This is a genomic window from Paraburkholderia sp. D15 (assembly GCF_029910215.1).
GTDB lineage: Bacteria > Pseudomonadota > Gammaproteobacteria > Burkholderiales > Burkholderiaceae > Paraburkholderia.
Genome location: NZ_CP110395.1, coordinates 1,813,063 through 1,833,580, shown reverse-complemented (window position 1 = coordinate 1,833,580; position 20,518 = coordinate 1,813,063). Strand labels below are relative to the sequence as shown.

At 66.9% G+C, this 20,518-nt stretch carries 22 protein-coding genes; 2 read left to right on the top strand and 20 right to left on the bottom strand.

Annotation, left to right across the window (positions count from 1 at the left end; all coding sequences use genetic code 11):
- Positions 1-65: 65 nt before the first annotated feature.
- From LFL96_RS07895 to LFL96_RS07875, 5 genes are all read right to left on the bottom strand, one after another.
- Positions 66-1,667 carry an FAD-binding oxidoreductase gene (locus tag LFL96_RS07895; RefSeq protein WP_280999894.1) on the bottom strand — a complete coding sequence of 534 codons (1,602 nt, stop codon included), beginning with the start codon at positions 1,665-1,667 and terminating at the stop codon, positions 66-68.
- On the bottom strand, positions 1,664-2,146 hold the full coding sequence (locus LFL96_RS07890) for a hypothetical protein (protein ID WP_280999892.1): 483 nt from the start codon (positions 2,144-2,146) through the stop codon (positions 1,664-1,666). Before LFL96_RS07890 ends, LFL96_RS07895 begins: the two co-directional genes overlap by 4 nt.
- A 279-nt stretch (positions 2,147-2,425) precedes the next feature.
- Positions 2,426-3,271 (bottom strand): anti-sigma factor, encoded by an 846-nt coding sequence (locus LFL96_RS07885; RefSeq protein ID WP_280999890.1) that lies wholly within the window; start codon positions 3,269-3,271, stop codon positions 2,426-2,428.
- On the bottom strand, positions 3,271-3,801 hold the full coding sequence (locus tag LFL96_RS07880; RefSeq protein WP_281000618.1) for a sigma-70 family RNA polymerase sigma factor: 531 nt from the start codon (positions 3,799-3,801) through the stop codon (positions 3,271-3,273). The genes LFL96_RS07885 and LFL96_RS07880 overlap by 1 nt, the downstream gene beginning before the upstream one ends.
- 38 nt (positions 3,802-3,839) lie before the next feature.
- Positions 3,840-3,992: a hypothetical protein gene (locus tag LFL96_RS07875; RefSeq protein WP_280999888.1), complete on the bottom strand. Its 153-nt coding sequence runs from the start codon at positions 3,990-3,992 to the stop codon at positions 3,840-3,842.
- A 369-nt stretch (positions 3,993-4,361) separates the two neighbouring features.
- Here LFL96_RS07875 and hfq point away from each other — a divergent pair, with 369 nt between their 5' ends.
- Positions 4,362-4,853: an RNA chaperone Hfq gene (hfq, locus tag LFL96_RS07870; protein ID WP_280999885.1), complete on the top strand. Its 492-nt coding sequence runs from the start codon at positions 4,362-4,364 to the stop codon at positions 4,851-4,853.
- A gap of 29 nt (positions 4,854-4,882) precedes the next feature.
- Here hfq and LFL96_RS07865 read toward each other — a convergent pair whose 3' ends face one another.
- Positions 4,883-5,110, bottom strand: a complete 228-nt coding sequence (locus LFL96_RS07865) for a hypothetical protein (RefSeq protein ID WP_281000616.1) — start codon at positions 5,108-5,110, stop codon at positions 4,883-4,885.
- Positions 5,111-5,422: 312 nt separating this feature from the next.
- Here LFL96_RS07865 and LFL96_RS07860 point away from each other — a divergent pair, with 312 nt between their 5' ends.
- Positions 5,423-5,626, top strand: a complete 204-nt coding sequence (locus tag LFL96_RS07860) for a hypothetical protein (protein ID WP_280999883.1) — start codon at positions 5,423-5,425, stop codon at positions 5,624-5,626.
- 191 nt (positions 5,627-5,817) lie between these two features.
- Here LFL96_RS07860 and LFL96_RS07855 read toward each other — a convergent pair whose 3' ends face one another.
- From LFL96_RS07855 to LFL96_RS07790, 14 genes are all read right to left on the bottom strand, one after another.
- Positions 5,818-6,534, bottom strand: a complete 717-nt coding sequence (locus tag LFL96_RS07855; protein WP_280999881.1) for a DUF2968 domain-containing protein — start codon at positions 6,532-6,534, stop codon at positions 5,818-5,820.
- A gap of 47 nt (positions 6,535-6,581) precedes the next feature.
- Positions 6,582-7,973 (bottom strand): sigma-54 dependent transcriptional regulator, encoded by a 1,392-nt coding sequence (locus LFL96_RS07850; RefSeq protein ID WP_280999877.1) that lies wholly within the window; start codon positions 7,971-7,973, stop codon positions 6,582-6,584.
- 9 nt (positions 7,974-7,982) lie between these two features.
- Complete coding sequence (locus tag LFL96_RS07845; RefSeq protein ID WP_280999875.1) at positions 7,983-9,641, bottom strand: TadG family pilus assembly protein; 1,659 nt, start codon at positions 9,639-9,641, stop codon at positions 7,983-7,985.
- 211 nt (positions 9,642-9,852) lie between these two features.
- Positions 9,853-10,212, bottom strand: coding sequence for a DUF3613 domain-containing protein (locus tag LFL96_RS07840; RefSeq protein ID WP_281000614.1), 360 nt, complete (start codon positions 10,210-10,212; stop codon positions 9,853-9,855).
- Between the two features lie 297 nt (positions 10,213-10,509).
- Positions 10,510-11,394: a pilus assembly protein gene (locus LFL96_RS07835; protein WP_280999872.1), complete on the bottom strand. Its 885-nt coding sequence runs from the start codon at positions 11,392-11,394 to the stop codon at positions 10,510-10,512.
- Positions 11,395-11,406: 12 nt separating this feature from the next.
- Positions 11,407-12,432, bottom strand: coding sequence for a type II secretion system F family protein (locus tag LFL96_RS07830; RefSeq protein WP_280999870.1), 1,026 nt, complete (start codon positions 12,430-12,432; stop codon positions 11,407-11,409).
- Positions 12,433-12,437: 5 nt separating this feature from the next.
- A complete protein-coding gene (locus LFL96_RS07825; RefSeq protein WP_280999868.1) occupies positions 12,438-13,472 on the bottom strand; it encodes a type II secretion system F family protein in 1,035 nt (344 codons plus the stop codon).
- The gene (locus LFL96_RS07820) at positions 13,465-14,889 is read right to left on the bottom strand and encodes a CpaF family protein (RefSeq protein ID WP_280999865.1); all 1,425 of its coding nucleotides are present in this window, start codon (positions 14,887-14,889) and stop codon (positions 13,465-13,467) included. The genes LFL96_RS07825 and LFL96_RS07820 overlap by 8 nt, the downstream gene beginning before the upstream one ends.
- 3 nt (positions 14,890-14,892) lie before the next feature.
- Positions 14,893-16,134, bottom strand: coding sequence for a fimbrial protein (locus LFL96_RS07815; protein WP_280999863.1), 1,242 nt, complete (start codon positions 16,132-16,134; stop codon positions 14,893-14,895).
- Between the two features lie 141 nt (positions 16,135-16,275).
- A complete protein-coding gene (locus LFL96_RS07810) occupies positions 16,276-17,721 on the bottom strand; it encodes a type II and III secretion system protein family protein (RefSeq protein WP_280999861.1) in 1,446 nt (481 codons plus the stop codon).
- A 41-nt stretch (positions 17,722-17,762) separates the two neighbouring features.
- Positions 17,763-18,725 carry a Flp pilus assembly protein CpaB gene (gene cpaB / locus LFL96_RS07805; protein ID WP_280999859.1) on the bottom strand — a complete coding sequence of 321 codons (963 nt, stop codon included), beginning with the start codon at positions 18,723-18,725 and terminating at the stop codon, positions 17,763-17,765.
- Positions 18,726-18,837: 112 nt separating this feature from the next.
- On the bottom strand, positions 18,838-19,350 hold the full coding sequence (locus LFL96_RS07800; RefSeq protein WP_280999857.1) for a TadE/TadG family type IV pilus assembly protein: 513 nt from the start codon (positions 19,348-19,350) through the stop codon (positions 18,838-18,840).
- The gene (locus LFL96_RS07795) at positions 19,347-19,856 is read right to left on the bottom strand and encodes a prepilin peptidase (protein WP_280999855.1); all 510 of its coding nucleotides are present in this window, start codon (positions 19,854-19,856) and stop codon (positions 19,347-19,349) included. Before LFL96_RS07795 ends, LFL96_RS07800 begins: the two co-directional genes overlap by 4 nt.
- A gap of 138 nt (positions 19,857-19,994) precedes the next feature.
- Positions 19,995-20,171, bottom strand: a complete 177-nt coding sequence (locus LFL96_RS07790; RefSeq protein ID WP_280999853.1) for a Flp family type IVb pilin — start codon at positions 20,169-20,171, stop codon at positions 19,995-19,997.
- Between the last annotated feature and the right edge of the window lie 347 nt (positions 20,172-20,518).

Below are 20,518 nucleotides of genomic sequence, written 5' to 3'. Positions count from 1 at the left end.
TTTCCTTGCCGCGATCCATTCGCGAAGTTCGTGCACGCCGCTCACGCTCTGACGCGCTTACGCGCTTACGTATACCCCCGCCGATCCCGCCACGCCGCCGGCCAGATCCCCTGCTTGCCGGGCGCGAGGATTCCGTTCGGATCGAGCGCGTCCTTGATCGTTTCCGACAAACGCAGCAACGCGCCGTCGTTGAATCCGTACTGCGCCGCCGCGAAATCCATGTACGCGAGATGCGCACGATATTGCCCGTACCCGGCCGCGCGCGCATCGCTCATCAACGAGCGCAGCAGCGCGCCCGCCTGTTCCGTCTGCTGCGCGTCGTCGCGATCGAAGATCGCCGCGAAAATGTGATGCAGATGCCGCGTGCCCGCCGTGAACCCGCCGTAGTAATCGAAGCCGTATTCCGCCGCGCGCGTCTTGACCATCGTGTACTGACGCAGCGCGTCGCGACCGCTCGCCGGGCACACCGGCGCGAAGTCCACATGCGCGCCCGCGCCGCCGCGCCAGTCGAGCATGCGAAACGCGCTCATCGCCGGAATGCCCGCGAGGTTGCGGTCGCCGCCATCGACGGGTTGCGCATCGCCCGCATAACGCGTCGCGAGAAAGCGCGCGCCGGGAATGCGGGCGAACGCGCGGCGCACCAGCGCGTAACGCGCGTCGATCAGTTCCGGCGTGCCATATAGCGCGAAATGCAGATTCCAGCGGCCGACGTTCAGTTCGCGCAGCATCGCCGTCACCGCGCTTTCCGGCATCGCACCCGGGCCGTCGTACCACCTGGAACGCGCCGACAATCCCGCCGCGCGCCGCAGACCGCCTTCGATCACCGCGTGGTTGCGGATCGTGTCGTCGAGCCGCAGCGGCCGCAACGTGTCGACGATCGCGTCGAGATCCGTCTCGTGCTGAAACTGGATCTCGCCGAGCAGATACGCGGGCGGCGCGGGCATCAGCCAGACGCCCAGTCTGGTGACGATGCCGAAGTTCGACTGCATGAACATCGCGTCGAACGACGGCCCGTAACCCGGCCGGTACACCTGCCACGCGGTGCCGGTATCGATCGCGCCCATGCCGGTGCGCACCACGTCGCCGTTGGCGAGCACGACTTCCATCCCGCACTGCGTCGCCGCGTGATCGCCATAGTCGGTGTAGCCGAAGCCGCGTTCGAGCGTATTGCCGACCACGCTGCCCCAGCCGGACGCGGGTGGATCGACCCAGAGCCTGATGCCGTTGGCGCGCAGATGCGCATGCAGATCGAAGTAGCTCACGCCAGGCTCGACCAGCGCATAGGCCAGCGTCTCGTTCACTTCGACGATGCGGTTCATCCGCTGCAGGTCGAGCACGACCGAGCCGGACAGGCGCGGCGCCGCGCCGCCGTACGCGAAATTACGGCCGGTCGATACCGTCCACAGCGGAATGCGGAATTGATTGGCAATCCGTAGCACGGCGCGAATCTCGTCGACGGATGCGGGCCGCAGCGCCGCGCTGGCCGCGAACGTGTCGTGCTCGTCCGTTCCGCCGAACGCGAACGGATCGCGGTACGCGGCGAGATCGGCGGCCGAGGTCAGCACGTGCGGCTCGCCGACGATCGCGCGCCAGCCGGCGAGCGCGCGGTCGAATTGCGCGGCGGTGACCGGGGCTGGCGTAATCGGTGGCGTGATCGGTTGATTCACCGGCGCATTCCTCCCCCGCCTCGCGACGCGCCGTTCCACACGTGCGCCGGCGCGCCACCGCGCCACACGCCGCGCACACCGGCGCCATACGGCCCGCGCACGTAACGCACGTGGTCCAGATGATGAACATGATGAAGGCGGTCGATAAACACGAACGACACGCCCGCGCCCACTATCACCGGCGGTCCCCAGTACCAGGGATCGTAGTAGTAGACCGGGTCGCCGCTGAACGCGAGCGCGCCGGGATCGTCCGCGACGATCCGCCAGCTGCCGTCGGATTGCAGGCACGCGCGGCCGCTGACCTGTTGCATGACGCCGTCGATTTCCGCCTGCCCGACGACGAAGCGGCACGTCGTCGTGTCGGTCGCGGTTGGATTGTCGTCGGATTGCGCGGCCGCCGTCGCGGCGCATGACGCGCTGAGACACAGGACCGTGAGCGTGCCGCCGAGCCGTGTGCCGGATCGATGAAATGTGAGCATGATGTCGCTACCTCGACGCATCGGCGTCGCGGCGCCTAGCGGGCGCCGACGCCGTAAAGACCCCGCCGGTTTGCCTTGCTCGAACCGTCGCCGCGGCCTGCGCGGGCAGGTCGTGACGTGTTCCAGCAAGCAGTAAACGAATCGTCGCGCGGCGCTATTCCGGTTGGCGCGAAACCGGGCGCGGTTGTTTCGTTACCGCTTGTTGCGATGATGGTTGCCGCGCTCGTGGCCCGACAACGAAACTACAGTTTGCGCGCGTTTTCATGCGCGCGCCGCGCGTCACTGCCACGCCTCCGGTTTGCCGCCCAGCGCGCTGCATACATCGACGGCGATCGACCGCAGCTTGCCCTCCGCGATCGGCCCGGATAGCGCGTAGCCCATGCCGTCGCTGATCCAGTAGAAGGTCCGGCGATTGCCTTCGCGAAACAGCCGGAACTTGGTTTCATCGCGCGCGGTGCCGGTCACGTACAACGTCAGACGCGCGCCGTGCGCGTTCTCGTACATGAACTGCGCGGCGGGCCCCGCTTCGCCCGGCAACAGACGGCCGCCCACCAGCGAGTAACCGTACTCCTGCAACGACGGCACGGACAGATTCCGGTTCAGGCGTTTGGAGAGCCAGCTGATCAGATGTTCCTCGTCGCTCGCCGCGACTTCCACCGGATGCCGGCGCTCCGGCGTGTACACCGCATACGCGATGTCGGCGCGCTGCGCGAAACCCGGCGTGCGGCCGCCGAGACCGTCCCACGCGCCGTTCGTCAGTCGCGGCGCGAGCGGCCCCAGGGCGAGCGCGAGACCGGCGCCGGCCGCGAGCCAGCACGCGGCGATGCCGGCGCGCTGCCACCACGGCGCCGCCCGCCGCACGACGACGAAAGCGGCGTCCCCATCGACAGCGGCGCGCGCGCCGGGGGTGTCGCGCAGGCCGCCGCGCGGCACCCCGCACAAGGCCCGCAGCGCCGCGTTCTGCGCGCGCCACGCCGCCACCCGCGCGGCCGCGCGCGGATCGCGTTCGAGCCGCGCTTCGAGCGCCGCGCGTTCGTCGCCCGGCAATTCGTCGTCGACATACGCCGACAGCGTTCGCGGATCGAGCCCGTCGGGCTGGCCGGTATCGTGGTCGTCGTTATTCATCACGGGTTTCTCACCACTTTCAACGGCGGAGTCTTGCGCGCCGGCTCGAGCGCCGGCCCTTCCGTCAACAACGCACGCAGATGTTCGCGCGCCCGCGAGAGCCGCGACATCACCGTGCCGACCGGCACGCCGAGCGCGCGCGACGCTTCCTGATACGACAGTTCCTCCACGCCGATCAGCAGCAACACCTCGCGTTGCTCCAGCGGCAGACAATACAGCGCGCGCTGCACGTCGCGCAGCACCAGACCGTCCACCTCGCCGCGCGGCGCTTCGAGATTGCGCCACGGCGCGCTGTCTTCATCGACGGCGATCTCGCGGCGGCTGCGTAGTTGATCGATATACAGATGCCGCAGGATCGTCAGCAGCCATGCGCGCAGATTGCTGTTCGGCCGGAACGCCGACCAACGGGCGAGCGCACGCTCCGCCGTGTCCTGTACGAGGTCGTCGGCCCATGCGCGGTCGCCCGTCAGTGCGCGCGCGTAGCGGCGCAGTTGCGGGAGCCAGGAGATCACTTCGGCTTCGAACGTCATCCGATGCGCGACACCCTCGTGACGCTGCACGCGATCATTCAGTAGCCGCCGCTGCTGCCGCTGCTGCCGCTGGTGCCGCTGCTACTCGAAGCGCCGGCGTCGGTCGCCGAGGTGCAGCCGCTCGTCGCGAGCGTACCCAGCGCGAGCGCCAGCACGACGAAGCATGCGGAAACGAGGCGGAACGGTTTCATGATGCGTCTCCTGATCCTGATGAGCGCTCCGCGGCAGTTGCGTGCCCGGAGTCGACTGGCCGCGCGCGGGATGCGGCGTCGCCATGTCTGTCATAACGTGGACCAGCGGCGTTTTATTCCGCCCGGCAACGCGCGACACGCTATCTTTTTCCGCCACCGATGCGTGGATCGTTGCCCGAAATGCGAGCCCGGCTGGAACAATGCGCCATTAGTCAGCAGATTCGTAACGCAACGTTACAGCCAATAGTTATCAGATGCTTATGTGCGCACAAGCCGTTATAGTGGTCGGAGAGTTCGCCCGCCGACGCGTTCCGCCCCCACACAGGGTAGAATCGCGGCGAACAATCGTCTTTCTAACCTGACTTGTCCATGGCTTCCGCAGAATCGCATCCGCAAAACGACTTCATGAACGCTGCGCGCAAAGAGCGTAAGCGCGTCGAAATTTACCTCGTCAACGGCATTCGCCTGACCGGGTGCATCGAGTCGTTCGATCAGTACCTGGTGATGCTGCGCACGCCTGTCGGCCTGCAAGGCATCTACAAGCGCGCGATCTCGACCATCCAGCTCGATACGGGCACGCGTCCCGCGCCGCGCGCCGGGCGGCCTTCGCATGGCGAACACACCACGCGCGGTCCGCATGGCTCGCGTGAGCCGCGCGATCATCGTGAACCGCGTGAGCCGCGCGAGTCGTATGGCGCGCCGTCGTCGGACCGCCCGCCGTCCGAGCGCGGCAGTTCGTCCGACGGTCCGGTCGTGGTCACGCGCCGCCGCCGGCTGTTCGGCACGGGCGGCGGCGACGGTGGCAACCACGGCGGCGGCAATCATGGTGGCAATAACGGCGGCCACGGCAGCAGCGAATAAGCCGTTCTGCCTTCCGCTTCAACGCTCGGCTATTCCGTCGGATAGCCGAGCCGCAACAAGATCTTCTCCAGACGCAGCAGCTGCTGCTCGGTCAATTCGAACCCGCACTTCACCGCCATCACGCGACGCCGCCAGTATCCGGCGTCGAGCATGCTGAGCGCCGGCTGCCGGGTCGCCCAATCCAGATGTTCCAGTTCCGCCTCGACGACGTGTAACGCGTTGAAGCGTTGCGCGCCCGCGGGTTTGTTCCGGTTCATGTCGTTCGCTGTCTGATGAGTTCGCTGCATGATGAGGTCGTGTAGCGTCGCGAGCGCACGCGTGTGCCGGTTGCGTCATGCTCAGCGCTTACGCTGCGCGGACGATGCTCGCGCCGGTTGAGAGAGAATGCCGGTTTGCACCGGCCGGCGACACACACAGAACGAGTTCATGCCAGATGATTTGAAGCGGCGTCGCGGGCGGACGTCATGGCTTCGCGTCGTGAATCAGCGTCTTAGGCCGTTCGGCCGATGTTCGCCGCCCCCGTCGATGCACTATGCTGAATCACCGCCCTCGATAGAACGGAGCACGCCATGACCAGCAGAAAGCAGCCCGCCCACGATCCCGCTCGCGAGCGCAAGCACGAGCATAAGCCGCTCGAATCCGACGACAGCCGTCTCGACGAAGCGCTCGACGAGAGCTTCCCCGCCAGCGACCCGATCGCCGTCGACACCACCGAACCACGCCGCTCGCCGCCGGAGGCCGACCCGAAGCCGCATGAAAAGAAGCGGCACTAGCGAACCGCGCAACGGCTGCGAAGCGGCAACGCACAACACGTCGAAGCGAACAAACCAACGCACAAACGAAGCGCAAAACCGCAGGCGAAAAAAAACGCCGCCACTGCCGAAGCAGTGCGACGTTTTCCGGATTCGATAGCGGCGGACCTCAGACCATCACGCGCGGCGCGACAGTCCGTTCACCGCGTAGCTCAATGCGCCGGCAGACCGCTTTCCAGCTGACGCTGAAGATCGCGCACCTGGCGTTGGGTCGCGCGCAACTGGTCCTGCGCGGCGGCCTTCTGCTGAGCCAGCGCCGACGCTTCCGCACGCGACTGCTGCTGCTGGCTCGCGACGATGGTCTGCTGCTGACGCGCGACATCGAGGTCGGCCTGCAGACGGTTCGCGCGATCCTGCTGCAACGCGATCATGCGTTCCGTGAAGGCCTTCTGCGCTTCGAGCTGCGTGCGGCGGATCTCGACGTCCGACAGTTGCAGCGTCTGGCGCACGAAATCCTTATAGATCAGATCGGCCCGCGTGGCGTCCTGCGTCTTGATGACGCGCCAGAAATTCTTCTGCTGGAACAACGCCACGTAGTACGTCATTTCCTTGCCGTAGAACAGCAGGCTCGCGCCGTAACTGCCGTTATATGTGGTGCGTAATTCCGCGAGATCCGAACCGTGGATCATCTGCTGCAATTCCGCGACATTGCCCGCGGCGGACTGCTTCGCTTCGTCCGGCGTCAGCGCGGTGGTCTGGGCCGCCGGGGGAGGCGTGGTGACCGGCAACGTGGTCGTCGTGCCCGGCTGGGAAACGACGCCAGCGCTCGCGCTGCTGTCCGGCAGAGCCTGCGCATACACGCCTTGCACAGCCCCCAACGCGATGCAAGCGGCCAGGGCAATCTGTCGTAGTTTCGACTTGTGGTCCATGTAATTCCTGCTTAAACAGTTTTTGTTTTAGTACAACCGTCTCATTATTACTCACTTTCGCGTGTTTCGGGCTCTTCGTCGAAAATTTGGTACTTGCGCATCTTCTCCCACAAAACCTTGCGGCTGATGCCGAGATGCAGCGCGGTATCCTGGCGACGCCAACCGTTTGCGTCGAGCGCCGCGAGCACGCGGTTGCGCTCCGCCATGTCCCATTTACTGCGATCCACCAGCACCTCGGCGGCGCTCTCCGCCGGCACCGGCTGACTGGTGCGCGCGAGCGCCAGCAGGCGTTGCAAACGCGCCGCATCCCACGCGCCGATCTGCCGGACCGTCACGCCGATGCGTTCGGCGAGGTTGCGCAACTCGCGCACGTTGCCGGGGAAGTAGGTATCGGCGACGGCGTCGGCGAGCCAGTACGGCAGGTCCGGCAACGTCGATAAACGATCGCCGCCCACCACCTGGGCAATGAAGGCCTTGAAGATCGCGATCTTGTCGACAGCGCCGCGCTCTTCCAGCGACGGAATTTTCAGTTCGATCACCGCGAGCCGGTAGTAGAGATCCGCGCGGAAGGTGCCGTCCTTCACCAGTTGCGGCAGCACCTTGTTGGTCGCCGCCACCAGCCGGAAATCGAGTTTGACCGGCGTGGCCGAGCCGATCCGCGTGACCGCGCTGTCTTCGAGCACACGCAGCAGCTTGACCTGCTGGTAGAGGGGCAGATCGCCGATTTCGTCGAGGAACAGCGTGCCGCCGTCGGCCTGTTCGAAGTAGCCCTTGTGGGCGACCACGGCGCCGGTGAACGAGCCCTTCGAGTGACCGAAGAACAGCGACTCGAACAGGCCATCCGGGATCGCCCCGCAGTTGACCGCGACGAACGGCCCCTGCCCGTAGCGCGAATGTTTTTCGTGCAGCAGTTGCGCGATGCGCTCCTTGCCGACGCCGGTCTCGCCATGCACCAGCACGCTCGTATCGCAGTCGGCGAAGGTATCGACCTCGTGCAGCAGCGCCTGCATGCATTCCGAGTTGGCGATCATCGTGTCGGATTCATGCGTCTTGGCACTGTGCGCGCGAATCTGCGCCACCAGCTTCATCACCATGCCGCGCAGTTCGGCGCAGGTGAAATCGAGCGGCAGGATGTGCGAGTACTCGGACGGGTAGCTGGCCGGATCGTGATCGCGCGGCGCGGCGCCGACCCACACCACCGGAATGCCGTGGGCGGCCTGCCAGTCGCGCAGGATCAGCGCGCCGCTGTCGATCACCGACACGCTGATGATCGCCAGCGAGGGCCGCAGCGCGGTGCGTTCCGGCGAGATCGCGATGTCGTCGGCGCGGATCACTTCGACGTCGAAGCTCGCCATGCAGCGCGCGACCCGGTCGACGATGTCGGCCTTGCCCTCCCAGACGTAGATATCGAGTTCCTCGATTTTGGCGGTGGTTCTCATCGTGGATAGCTAGTTGACCAGTTGCGGAACGCCGCATGTCAGCGACATGTTGTGGACGGTGGCGGTGCCGATCTGAATACCGAGCAGCGAGAGCGTCGGGACGACAATGCTGTCGAGCAGGGTGAAAACGCTCTGCAGCAACGGCGTCAGTGTCGTCGTGACCAGGCTGAGCAGCGGCGCGAGTAGTGCCGACAGATCGTAATTGCCGAGTACCTGGATATGCAGCGCGCTCGGCAATGCCGCCAGCAAAGGCGTGGTCAATGCCGCGGCATCGCTGCCCACCGGATTCGAATTGGCGCTCTGCGTGAGATTGAAGCTTCCCGACGCACCGTTGAACACGATTGGCGTGCTACCGGGCGTCAGAGAAAACGGTCCGAGGGCGTTCAACTGGACGCTCGCCACGTTGCCGATCAGCAGCACGGAGATGTTGGCCAGCGTGATCGGGCCACCGCAACTCGCGTTCGTGCCGACGCAAAGCGATGCGACGCTCGGCGTCACCTGGATCGTTGCATTGGTGGCCGCCTTGGTACTTTCGCAGTCGACGTTCGTCAGCACCGCCTTGCCGGGTGCGACGGCAAGATTCAGCACGATCGGCGAGCTGAGCGCGGAGATCGTGGCAACGCCGAGAGACAGCGTCGGCAGCGGATTGGTCAGCGTCACGCTCGCGTTGACGGATGCCGTGCGCGCCATCGTTCTTGGCGTGCTCACACCGTTGACCATGGTCGTGCCGCCCTCGCCCACCGCCAGCACCGGCGGATTGATGATCTGCAGCGACAGCCCCGCAATACCCGCCAGCCCGGTCGTTACGTTGATCACCGGCGCATTGCCCGCCGTGCCGTCCGGACTGCGCTGCGCGATCTGCGCGGCGACCATCAGCGCGTCGAGTGCATTGACGGTCGCCGTCGCGGCGGAATTCGGATTGGAGAGCCCCAGCGCAAGCAGGCCGGGCGCGCCCGTGCCGTTGTCGCCGATGGTGATGTTCTGCGCGCCCGGCACGGTGACGGCGAGCGTCTGCAGGATCGCGGCATCGACGGTATCGCCGCCCGCCTGCAACGCCTGGACCATCGCGACCATCAGCGTCTGATAGCTGACCGTGGTGGAAAGCAGCCCCTGCATCGACGACGCGCCGAGCGCCACCATCAGATTCTCCAGCTTGATCTGCGCGGACGCGAGACTCTGGAAGTTGCCGACGGTCAAGCCCACGCTCGTTTTCAGCAAGCCGCCGAGAATCGCGTTGAGCAGCGCCGATTGTTGGGTGTTGATGGTGGCGATGCCGGTGCTGAGCGAAAACGCGTCGATGTTGGTGGCCTGCGCGGTCGCGGTGGCCGTCGCGTTGCGCGTCGGGCCGATGAAGAACATCGGCACGGCTTGCGTCGCCTGCACCTGCACCGCGTTCAGCGGATTGCCGGTGGCGCCGAAATACGTGCTGGTGCTAGTGTCCCAGCGGCCGCAGGTGGTGGTCAGCGTGCCGTTCGCGGGCAGGCCGTTGCTGGTGGCGTTCAGTTGCGCGGCCGTGCCCGCCGCCGCGCAGCCGCCCGCTGAACCGATCACTTGCGCCGCCGCCAGCGCCGCGAGGTCGGCCGTGCGCTGCAACTGCCGCCGCGCAAAGTACAGATTGCCGATGTCGAGCGCACCCAGCGCGGCGACCGCCACGCTCAGCCAGATCACGGCGATGAGCGCGATGCTGCCGTGCTGGCGATGTGTGCCGCGAATCCCGCGAACCCCGCGACTGCCGCATGCCCCGCGACTGCCCCGACCATCGCGACTGCCGCCGCCATCCGCACATAGCCCGGCGCTGCCTTCCGCGCGCACGCAACCCACCGCTCGCGCGTGCATTGCGCGAGCGATCCGGGCGGCGAACGGGCGGCGCGAAAACATCTCAGTTCGACCCGCTACCGGTGCCGCCCGACATCCCGCTACTGCCCGAGCTGCCCGAGCCGCTGCCGAGTGCCGATCCGTACAGCGCCGGAATCTTGCTGGAGAACGACGCCATGTAGCGGCGATAAGCGAGACCGGCCTCGGCGCCGAGCATCGGTTGCGCGGGCGCGGCTTCCACATTGCTGCTTTGCAGGTCGAGCCATGCTCGGGTCGAGTGGCCGACTTCGCTGACCCGCACACGCGGCGCGTCGGGTCGCGCGTCGGATTGCGCTTCGGGTTGCGCAGCCACCTGCGCGCCCGGTTGCGCATCCGGTTGCCCGCTCGTCAGCGGCGCGGTCTGCGCAACGACCGGAGCAGACATGACCATCACCATCGCCACGGCCAGCACCGCGCCGATGCCCAGCATCGGCATCCGCCCGGCCCACAACGTCCTGTTTCTTTTCATCCTTGCCCCCTGATGGATCGCGCCTGATTCGTCCGTCGCCTGTCGCCGGTCACGCCTCGCGAACCCGTGCGCCTGATTCATGCGCCAAGCCCCGCCAATTGATTCGCGCCGCCTACGCAACCCGTTCCCACGCAACGCCTAACCCGTTCCCACGTCGCTTTCGATCCGCATCCAGCCGCGCCCAAACCGCCGGCGTGCACACGTCGACCTTCCTCACTGCGCAAACCGCTGCAACACACGCGGCGCGGGTTCGATCCCCTGCACGCTCGCAACCGTCCCGGCACCAGCGCCCGAAACCGCCTGCGCGCCACCCGTCGTCACCTGCTCGCCCCCAGCCACCGGGGCCGTGCCGCGCGAGCGCGCGCGTTCCGCCACCGCGACCTTCGCCGCATCGCCGCGAATCGCGATGCGCACGTCCGGCGCGAATTTCTGCTCGTTCATCACCGCCAGCGCCTGCGCCTGATCGCCGCTGGCCAGCAGATACAGCACTACGTTGCTGACGATCTTCGGATTGCGGCGGTCGAGTTCCGCCGCCTTCATCAACGGCACGCGCGCGCCGTTGACGTCGCCGTTACGCAAGCGCGCATAGCCGAGATCGGACAGCGTCACCGCATCGGTCGGCGCGAGTTGCGCGGCCTGCTCCAGTTGCTGCGCGGCGCGCGCGAAATCGCCCGCCGCGCCCGCGACGAGCCCGAGGCCGCGATAGCCGCGCGCGGCGAGCGGCGTCTTCAGCAGCAGCCCGTACGCATCGGCGGCGGCGGCCGGCTGGCCGGTCATACGCAATGCGTCCGCACGCAGCAGATGCGTATCGGGCGTCGCGCCGTACTGTTTCTCGAACGCGTCGATATGCGCGAGCGACGCGAAGTACAAGCCTTGCGATTGCATCTGGTCGATCAGGCCGAGGTACATGCCGGGCGTATCCGGCGCGGGATCGCGATTGGCCTGTTGCGCCATCGCGGCGCGCTCGGCCTGCGCACCGACGCCGTAGCCCATATCCTTCGCGCACGCGCCGAGCAAACCGCACAACGCGCACGCGAGCAGCAGCACACCGCAACGCCCGGCGCGCGGAAGAAAGAGAAACGAAGCACGGTCAGTCATGACGGATTCCTGCTATTGCAGCGAGTGGAGCGAACGCATGACGGCCAGCACGCCCGGGCCGGCCGTCACGATCATCAAGGCGGGCAACAGCGTGACGATCATCACGCCGGTCATCTTCACGGCGAGCTTGCCGATGCGTTCGCGCAGCACCGCGCGGCGCGTCTCGCGCAAGCGGTCGCCGAACTGCTTGAGCGGTTCCTGCACCGCGCCGCCATGACGGTCGACCTGCACCAGCAGACGCATGACCGCGCGCAGATCCTCGTTATTGAAACTGGCCGACAGCCGGCTGAACGACTGCTCGCGCGTGCGGCCGGTGGTGAACTGGCGCTGCGCGATTTCGAGTTCGCCCGACAGCACCGGCAGCATGCTTTTGAACTCGTTGACCATCACCTGCAGGCTCTGATCGAGCGACAGGCCGACGCCTTGCAGCAGGCGCAGCAGATCGACCATCAACGGCAATTCGTCGACCACCTGGCGGCGGCGCCGGCTGGCGCGCCGTCCCAGCACGAACTTGGGTACGAGGAAGCCCGCCACCATCGCGACGATCAACAGCATCACGTAGCGCGCGCCTTCCACGTGGCCGCGCGCGAGCGCGCCGGCCAGCATTGGCAGCAACAGCGCGCCCAGCAGCCGCGCGATCAGGAACAACCCGCGCGTGCGCGTGTCGACGAAGCCGCACTGTTCGAGAAGCCGCCGGTCCTCCTCCGCAACGACGAGGCGGCCGAACGGCGTATCGAGCCAGCGGATGCCGGCATGCGCGAAGCGCTCGAACAGACCTTTGAAGCCTTTCGGCGCAGCCTGCGGCGCGGTGCGCGCCGCGTTGTTCGCCATGCCGCCCGCCGCATTCTGGCCGGCGCGCGCGGCAGCGGCGGACGCGGCGGCCGCCGCGCTCTGCAACGCGCGCTCGTCGAGCGCATGGCCGAGCGTGCGTTCGGTACGCCGCTGCGCGGCGACGCGCGCCAGCACGAGCCCCGCGAGCAACAGCAAGGCGAGCGCGGCGAGCGCGAATGCGAGGGCGACGAGGTGGCGGGTTTCCATCGTCGTCACCTCAGGTTGGTCATCCGGTGCAACAGCCACGCGCCGACGATCTGCAGCGCGAACGCCAGATACACGAGTTGCCGCCCGGTCGGGTCGAACCACATCGATCCGAAGTACTTCGGATTGGACAGAATCAGGAAGCCGCCGATGCCGATCGGCAACGCCGCCAGCACCCACGACGACAGCCGCGTTTCCGCCGACATCGCGACCAGTTCGCGTTCGGCCTGTTCGAGATCGCGCATGAACGACGACATGCGGTCGAGCATCACGTCGGCGCGGCCGCCGTACTTCACCGACAGACGCAGCACCGCGCCCACCAGTTCGAACTCGCGCACGCCATAGACCAGCGACACCTGAAACAGCGCGCGATCGATATCGACGCCGCTGCGCAGCATCCGCGAGACGGAATCGAGACAGTCGCGCAGCGGCGCGTCGGTATTCTGCAACGCGGCCTGGAAGGCGGCGGGCACGCTGTTGCCGAGGGTGATCAGCCGCACGATGCCATCGAGAAAGAGCGGCAGTTGCCGCACGATCTGCTCGCGGCGTTTGTTCGCACGCAGCGTCAGCACGAAGTACACGAGCATCGCGCAGGTTGCGAGCGCCGCGAGCGCGGCCAGCCAGCCGCCGAGCGACGCGGCCCACAGGCTGACCAGCAGCGTGATCGCGCTGACCACGATGGCGGGACCGCGCGAGCGGCCGTTGATGCCCGCGCGCGCCGTCATATGACGCACCTTGAACACGGCACGCGCCTGCAGATAGCGCGCATACGCGAGCCAGCTCGAGCCGGCCGGCGGCGCCTGCGGCATGATCGCGGCCGGCGCCGCGTTGCGCGCGGCCGTGGCGGCGGACGCGGCCGCGCGCGGCGTATTGACCGGCGCGCCGGCGCCGGCCGCGCCCGGCATCGCCGCCGCCATGCGACTGTCGATAAAGCGTTGCGTGCTCACCTGCCCCTTGCGTTGCGCGCCGCGTTGCCAGACCAGCAGCGCCAACGCCGCGCAGACCAGCGCGAGCGCGACGCAGACGAGCGCCGCGCTAGCCATTGAAGCCTCCACCAAAGCCGCCTTGCGAGCCACCGCCAAATCCACCGCCACCGCCGCTGCCGCCGCCGAAGCCGCCGCCACTACCGCCGAAGCCCGCATTACCGAAGCCGCCGCCCGCCGCCTGGGCGCCGCCCAGCGCATGCCGGAACCGCGCGAGTTTCGGCGAATGCGGATGAATGCCCAGCGACGCCCAGTTGTCCAGTTCGTCGCCGTCGGCGTTCAGCACCGGCTCGTAGCGATACAGCTCCTGCGTCGCGATGATGTTGTCGGACAGGCCGGTGACTTCGGTGACCGACAGAATGCGCCGCCGCCCGTTCGAGAGCCGGCCGATCTGCACGATGAAGTCGATCGCGTTGGCGATCTGGCGGCGCAGGCTCGACTCAGTGCCCTGAAAACCCGCGAAACCGGCCAGCATTTCGAGCCGGTACAGGCATTCGCGCGGCGAACTCGCATGCACGGTGCCCATCGACCCGTCGTGGCCGGTGTTCATCGCCTGAAGCATTTCGAGCACTTCGCCGCCACGCACTTCGCCGACGATGATGCGGTCCGGCCGCATCCGCAGCGTATTGCGCAACAGGTCGCGAATCGTCACCACGCCCGCGCCGTCGAAACCGCCGGGGCGGCTTTCGAGCCGCACCACGTGCGGATGGTTCAGCGACAGTTCGGCCGTGTCCTCGATCGTCACGACCCGTTCCGGCTCGGGAATGTGAAACGCCAGCGCGTTGAGCAGCGAGGTCTTGCCCGAACTCGTGCCGCCCGACACCAGCACGTTGCAGCGCGCGGCCACCGCCGCTTCGAGCAGCGTGCCGATCTCCGGGTTGTAGGTGCCGTTGCCGAGCAGATCGTCCGGCCGCATCGGGTCCTTGCGGAACTTGCGGATCGAGACGATCGGCCCGTCGATCGAGAGCGGCTCGATCACCACGTTGACCCGTCCGCCGTTCGGCAGACGCGCATCGACCATCGGATTCGATTCGTCGAGACGCCGGCCGATCGGCGCGAGAATCCGGCGCACGATCCGCAGCAGATGCGCGTTGTCGGCGAAGCGCACCTGGATGCGCGTGAGAATGCCGTGGCGCGACACGTACACGTCGTTGTAGCCGTTGATCAGAATGTCCTCGACGGCCGGATCGGCGAGCAGGTCCTCGATCGGACCGAAGCCCGCCAGTTCCTTGGTCAGCGCCTCGGCGATCAGCCGCACCTCGCTCTCGTTGATCGGAATCCGGCGCAGCCGCACGAAGCTGTCCATTTCCAGATCGACGAACTGGTTGATCGCGTTACGCGACCAGCGGCCGAACTCGGAGCCGAGTTCCTCGATGCGCGTCAGCAGATGTTCGTGCGCGGCGTTCTTGATGTCCTGGAACTGCTGGCCGTGCTCGAACGACGGCGCGTCGTCGGCAAATTCGATTTCTTTTGCCATCGTCTATGACCGCTTGTGGGTGGTGGGAATGAAGCGCTTGAGCGCGCCGAGCGCCGACTTGCCATGCGCGGCGGCGGCCGCGCGCTGCGCGCCGCCGAGCCGCTCGATCAGCGGTTCGAGCGCGCGCGCGTACGGGTCGCGCGCAGCGACGTCGACCAGCAGATGGCCCTGGTTGACCGCCTGCCCCAGCGCCACGCGCCGCTCCGGCAGCGTGCCCAGCAGCGGGATATCCAGGCGCTGCGCGATCTGCGCGGCGGCGAGCCCGAGATCGGCGTCGAACTTGTTGACGATCAGCCGCACGTTGGCGGTATCCACGCCCTCTTCGCGCAGCGCGTCGAGCACGCTCACCGCCGACACGATCGACGCCACGCCCTGGTCGCACAGCAGCCAGGTTTCGTCGGCGGCCTGCACGACGTGCGCGATGAACTCGCTGTTGGCGAAACCGCCGAGGTCGACGATCTGCTGGTCGAAGAACGCCCGCAAGCGGTTCAGCAAGCCGATCGACGACGAGTACGACACCTCGCGCATGTCGGCCAGATTAGGCGGCAAGGTGGTCAGCGCGAGACCGCTCGTGTGATGCGACAGCGCGGTCGAGACGAAGGTCTGGTCGAAGCGGCGCAGATTGCGCACGGCCTCGACGAAGTTGAATTCGCTGCGCGTGTTCAGGAGCAGCGAGCCGTCGCCGGCCGGCAGACCGAGATCGAGCAAGGCGGCCTGGCGGCCCTGCGCGACATCGCGCCGTTGCAGCATCACGGCGAGGTTCGCGGCCAGCGTGCTGACGCCCATGCCGATCCGCGCGCCGAGCAGCGCGGTCACGTGGCCGTGGCGGCTGACCGGCTCGACCAGGTTGTCGAGCACCTGGCGCGTGATGCGCAGCGCGTCCTCGGCCGGCGCGGACATGTCGATGAAATCGCGCACGCCGGCACGCAAGGCGGCCAGCGCGCTTTCCGGTTCGGCCAGCGTGCCGAGCGCGACGATCTGCATGCCCGGATACGCGCCGCGCACCGCGCTCGCGGCGGCGCTCGCCGCGGCCGCGCGGCCCGCCGAAAAGTCGATGAACACCAGCGAGGCGTTGAGCGTCGCGATCCGCTGCATCAACATCGCCGGATCGAGCGTGGCGGACTCGACCACGCCCGCGCCGCTCAGCGTATCGGCAAGCCAATGCACGTGCGCGTCGGCAAGCGACGCGAACACGAAATAGTCGGTGACCGCCCGTTCAGTCAATGAATGCGTTCTCGCGTTCATGTGGAACATCCTCATGCGGCATTGGCCGTGAGGCCGCCGCGTCGTCCTGCCTGGCGGCGGGCGCGCGCTGATCGCATGCCCTGCCGCTCGTGCTGCTCACTGCCTTCATCGACCGGCGCCCGCTCGCGGCACGCACCGGCCTCACTTCGAAAACCCCGGCACGGCGTCGCGCGGCGCCGCCATGCCGCCGAGCAACGAGCGCCATACCGGGCCGTCGCGCTGCTCCGACTGCTCGCCCGGCGTCGATGGCAACGCCGCGCCCTTCGCGAGCGGCGACACCAGATGCGGCGTCACGATGATCACCAGCTCCTTCTCGTTCTGCTGGTAACTCAGCTGCTTGAAGAACGTGCCGATCACCGGCAGATCGCCGAGCAGGGGCACCTTCGAGACGTTCGACGCCGTCTCGCGATCGATCAGGCCGCCAATCACGAAGCTCTCGCCGTCGCCAAGTTCGACCGTGGTGTCGGCGCGCCGCGTGGTGATCGCCGGCACCGACACGCCGCTGATCGTCACCGCGTTCGAGAAGTCGAGCTGGCTCGCCTCCGGTGCGACCTTCAGCGCGATGCGCTGCGGACTCAGCACGGTCGGCGTCAGCGTCAGGCCAACCCCGTACGGCTTGTATTCGATCGACGTGGTGCCCAACGCTTGCGGCACCGGAATCGGAATCTCGCCGCCCGCGAGGAAGCTCGCGCTCTGCCCGGACAGCGCCACCAGCGTCGGCTCGGCCAGCACGCGCGCGAGGTTGTTGCTCTCCAGCAGGCTCAGGTCCGAAAAGAGACCCTTGGTCGCCGACCCGAACACGAGGTTGAAGGCGGACGAAAACGGCGTCGCGAGAGCCGGTCCCACCGTCGCGCTGTTCGTCGGCACAAAGGCTTTCTGTGGCACCGTCACCGACGCCGCCCCATTCGGTCCCACCGAACCGAACGCGAAACCGTTGCGCTGGCTGAAGAAGTTGAAGCCGACTTCCTTCAGCACCGAGCGGCTGAACTCGACCACCCGCACCTCGACCTGCACCACCGCGCGGCTCGCCACCGTCGATGTATCGAACACCGCGCCGTCCTTGCCGATCGAGCCGTCCGCCGCGACCGCCGCGCGCTGATGCGACTCCATCGTCGCCGCCGTGCCGGCCAGCACCGCCGTGCCGCCGAGCACCTTCAGGCTCGGCGTGTCCGGACCGAGCAGCGAGGCGGCGGCCGGCGTGATCACGTTGACCGTGTAGGTTTGCGGTACGTCGCGCCCGCCCTCCCAGACCATCAGGCTCGTGGTGCCCGCCGACTTGCCGACCAGCAGCACGCCGCCGCGCCTGTCACCCTTGATGATCAAGACGTCGGCCACGGCGGGATCGCCGATCGCCACCCGCTGCAACGTGCGGCCGCCGGCCAGCGAGCGTTGCGCGCCGACCGTCAGCTCGATGCTTTGCGCAGGCGCGCCCGCGATGGGCAGCATCTGCCCACCTGGCCCACCCGCCCCGTTCTGCCCCCGCTGCACCACCACTGGGCCGGCCGCGTCGCTCGCCGCTGGGCATGCCGCCAGCAGCGCGAGCCCGAGCCATACCGCTCCACCTGAAACAGCAATGCGTTTTGTCATGTAGTCATGCCCGAAGCAGGCCGTTGCTTCCTGAAACCGCTTTACCAGGCGACCGTCTCGGCTCGCCCACCCCGTATCACTTCGATACCGCCTTTTGTACTGTTCACGCTCTCGGCGACCCGCGTGGCCGGCATCGCCAGATGCGGCGGCAACGGCGGCAAGCGCGGGCCGGCTGCCGCCGAACCGTTGCTGCCCGACAAGGTGTCGAGCGCCACGCCGGCCGCGGCGCGCGTCGAATCGAGCAGGGGCTCGGCCGAGCCCGGATGCGCGGCCGTCTTCAGCACGCCCGGATAAACCGGCAGCGCACTCTGATCGGCAACCTCGGTGTCTTTCGGACTCCGCAGCGCGAAGATCAGGCGGCCGGCGCTCTCGGCGAGCGTCAGACGGTCGACCTCGCCGACCGGCACCGCCAGCACGGCGGTGCGCACCATGCCGTTCGGATCGCCGGCCGTATCGCCGCCGGGCGTCGCATTGCCGAACGCGAGCACGCGCACCTTCGACATCAGCAGCCGCGCCTGGGTACGGTCGATCTCGCCGCTGTTGCCGCCCATCCCACCCATGCCGCCGTCGCGCTTGAGCGTGAAGAACACGTCGACGTAGTTGCCCGGACGCAGCCGGTTGCCCACCGCGTTGCTCTCGTCCACCTTCACGGCGAGCGCGCGCTCGCCCGGATCGATGCGTTCCGCGAGTCCCGAGGTCAGCTGGTTTTCGAGCACCGGCGAATCCGCGCCGATCTCGACGCCCGGCACCCGGCCGGCCAGTTGCGTCGGGTCGGTGAACGCGCCGTTCGGGTTGATCGGCAACATCTGCACGCGCAGTTGATCGGGCGTGATCGCCTTGCCGGCCGGCAGCGCATGCGCGGCGACCACCACCGGGAAGCTGCTCTGCGCCGCGACCGGCGTCGCCGTGGGCACCGGCCGGCGCGACAGACTCCACGCGAACAGGCCGAGCAGCAGCGCGAGCACGATCAGCACGCCGGCGAGAATTTTGGTCAGATTCGGCATGACGGCTCGCAGCGTGGGTTGAGCGAGGCGACAGGCGTCGCGCGGCGCGGGGCGCACGCCACGCAAGGTCGCGTGGCGCAGCGAACAGCGGATCGAAGAACCGGCGCAGACATCACTGAACGTTCTCCGGGTTGAGTTGCACGGTGGCCATGCTGTACAGCGTGTTCGGGATCGTCACGCCGAGCAGCGGGATGTTCGGCACGATCGGATGGTTCAGGTAGTCGTAGGTCAGCGTGACGCTGATGCATTGCATCGTGTTGCCGTTGCCGCACGGCGCTGACGTCTGCGTACAGGTCATGTACGGTTGCACGAGCGTCGCCGCCATCTGGTTGGCCGTCGTGCACGCGTTCTGCCCGCGGACATACAGCGCGTTCTGCAACGACGTGCTGCTCTGCCAGTTCAGCGCGGCGCGCGCGCCTTCCTCGGCGGCTAGCGTGAGGTTCTGCTGCGCGACCATGACCAGCCCGAAGGAAACGATCCCGTACATGATCATGAACAGCACGGGGAAGACGATCGCGAATTCGACGGCGGCGGAGCCGCGTTGCGTACGGCGGGCAGGCGTGCCGCGCCGCTGGCGCGATGGGCACGAGCAACTACGTGAATAGGCGGCGCGCGGTGCGTTCATGGTGCGACTCCGGGCAGCCTTTGCAGCGCGGGCAGCATCAGCCAGGCGCTGGCGGCGAGCGTCAGAAAAGCCGCGTAGGGACTCGACGCCTTGCCGCCCAGTTCGAACGTCGCGCCACCGTGACGGCCCAATCCCGCGAGGCGGGTACGCGTGACGATCATGAGCCACAGCGCATGAACACCGGCCATCAGCGTGGCGGCCATCCACAAGCCCAGCAACGCATGCACACCGCACCACGCGCCCAGTACCGCGAATACCTTGACGTCGGCGGCGCCCATCGCGCCGAGCGCGAAAAACGGCAGCAGCGCGAAAAGTCCAATCAGCGCACCCATCGCCGCATTCGGAATGGAAACGCCAAATGGCCCGCATTGAACGAGCGCACAGAAAAATGCCGCCGCCAAACCGGCGACGACAATTGAATTGGAAATACGGCGCCGCCGGCAATCGCACCACGCGACAACGGCGGACCACACGATAAATAGCGCAAAACCGGCCAATGCTTTCATTTCGGACCCGACAGGCGAAGCAACGCCATGCGGATTGCTAACCAATCCGCATTGGACTTAATGCCAATGGCATAAAAGAATGCGAAGCGAGCGAGCGCTGAATAGCCGGCTGCTTCGCGATACTTTTAACGCTGCTTTTTACGCTGCCGCCGCCGGAATCGCCGCGGCGATACGGGTGAACACGCCATTGATGCCAGTGCCAAGATTGGTCACCGCAACGGCAATGACGAGAACGATTAACCCCGCGATCAGCCCATATTCGATGGCCGTCACGCCTTTGTTATCTCTCAGGAAGCGTTGTGTGAACTTTTTCATTTCTACCCTCGGACTTCATTTATGTCGTTTGTTTACCTGCTGCTCCGAACGGCGGATTCTTTAGCGCGACGACCCTTGCTCTCTCATGCGTGGTCTTTTCTGTTGCGCTGCGGTAACACTCGCCTTGCAGCCGGCTTCAATAAAACGCGTATGTGTCAGTGGTCTGTTCGATAACGCACCTCCCTCGTGACTTCGCCCTGCTTTCGGGTTTTATAGCCGAACAATCTTATTTAAGCAATTGTCCGCTGCCCTGACTCACTTTCCGTATGCGTTTTAACGTCTTACTCAGGTTAACGGCAGTTCGTGCGTTGCAGCACATAGTACTAACCATAAGTTAGATTCGCTGC

Bases quoted from the DNA above. Each gene is read 5' to 3' on its own strand.
- LFL96_RS07890 (WP_280999892.1), bottom strand. From the start codon at position 2,146: ATGCTCACATTTCATCGATCCGGCACACGGCTCGGCGGCACGCTCACG.
- LFL96_RS07885 (WP_280999890.1), bottom strand. From the start codon at position 3,271: ATGAATAACGACGACCACGATACCGGCCAGCCCGACGGGCTCGATCCG.
- LFL96_RS07880 (WP_281000618.1), bottom strand. From the start codon at position 3,801: ATGACGTTCGAAGCCGAAGTGATCTCCTGGCTCCCGCAACTGCGCCGC.
- LFL96_RS07875 (WP_280999888.1), bottom strand. From the start codon at position 3,992: ATGAAACCGTTCCGCCTCGTTTCCGCATGCTTCGTCGTGCTGGCGCTC.
- hfq (WP_280999885.1), top strand. From the start codon at position 4,362: ATGGCTTCCGCAGAATCGCATCCGCAAAACGACTTCATGAACGCTGCG.
- LFL96_RS07865 (WP_281000616.1), bottom strand. From the start codon at position 5,110: ATGAACCGGAACAAACCCGCGGGCGCGCAACGCTTCAACGCGTTACAC.
- LFL96_RS07860 (WP_280999883.1), top strand. From the start codon at position 5,423: ATGACCAGCAGAAAGCAGCCCGCCCACGATCCCGCTCGCGAGCGCAAG.
- LFL96_RS07855 (WP_280999881.1), bottom strand. From the start codon at position 6,534: ATGGACCACAAGTCGAAACTACGACAGATTGCCCTGGCCGCTTGCATC.
- LFL96_RS07850 (WP_280999877.1), bottom strand. From the start codon at position 7,973: ATGAGAACCACCGCCAAAATCGAGGAACTCGATATCTACGTCTGGGAG.
- LFL96_RS07840 (WP_281000614.1), bottom strand. From the start codon at position 10,212: ATGTCTGCTCCGGTCGTTGCGCAGACCGCGCCGCTGACGAGCGGGCAA.
- LFL96_RS07835 (WP_280999872.1), bottom strand. From the start codon at position 11,394: ATGACTGACCGTGCTTCGTTTCTCTTTCTTCCGCGCGCCGGGCGTTGC.
- LFL96_RS07830 (WP_280999870.1), bottom strand. From the start codon at position 12,432: ATGGAAACCCGCCACCTCGTCGCCCTCGCATTCGCGCTCGCCGCGCTC.
- LFL96_RS07825 (WP_280999868.1), bottom strand. From the start codon at position 13,472: ATGGCTAGCGCGGCGCTCGTCTGCGTCGCGCTCGCGCTGGTCTGCGCG.
- LFL96_RS07820 (WP_280999865.1), bottom strand. From the start codon at position 14,889: ATGGCAAAAGAAATCGAATTTGCCGACGACGCGCCGTCGTTCGAGCAC.
- LFL96_RS07815 (WP_280999863.1), bottom strand. From the start codon at position 16,134: ATGAACGCGAGAACGCATTCATTGACTGAACGGGCGGTCACCGACTAT.
- LFL96_RS07810 (WP_280999861.1), bottom strand. From the start codon at position 17,721: ATGACAAAACGCATTGCTGTTTCAGGTGGAGCGGTATGGCTCGGGCTC.
- cpaB (WP_280999859.1), bottom strand. From the start codon at position 18,725: ATGCCGAATCTGACCAAAATTCTCGCCGGCGTGCTGATCGTGCTCGCG.
- LFL96_RS07800 (WP_280999857.1), bottom strand. From the start codon at position 19,350: ATGAACGCACCGCGCGCCGCCTATTCACGTAGTTGCTCGTGCCCATCG.
- LFL96_RS07795 (WP_280999855.1), bottom strand. From the start codon at position 19,856: ATGAAAGCATTGGCCGGTTTTGCGCTATTTATCGTGTGGTCCGCCGTT.
- LFL96_RS07790 (WP_280999853.1), bottom strand. From the start codon at position 20,171: ATGAAAAAGTTCACACAACGCTTCCTGAGAGATAACAAAGGCGTGACG.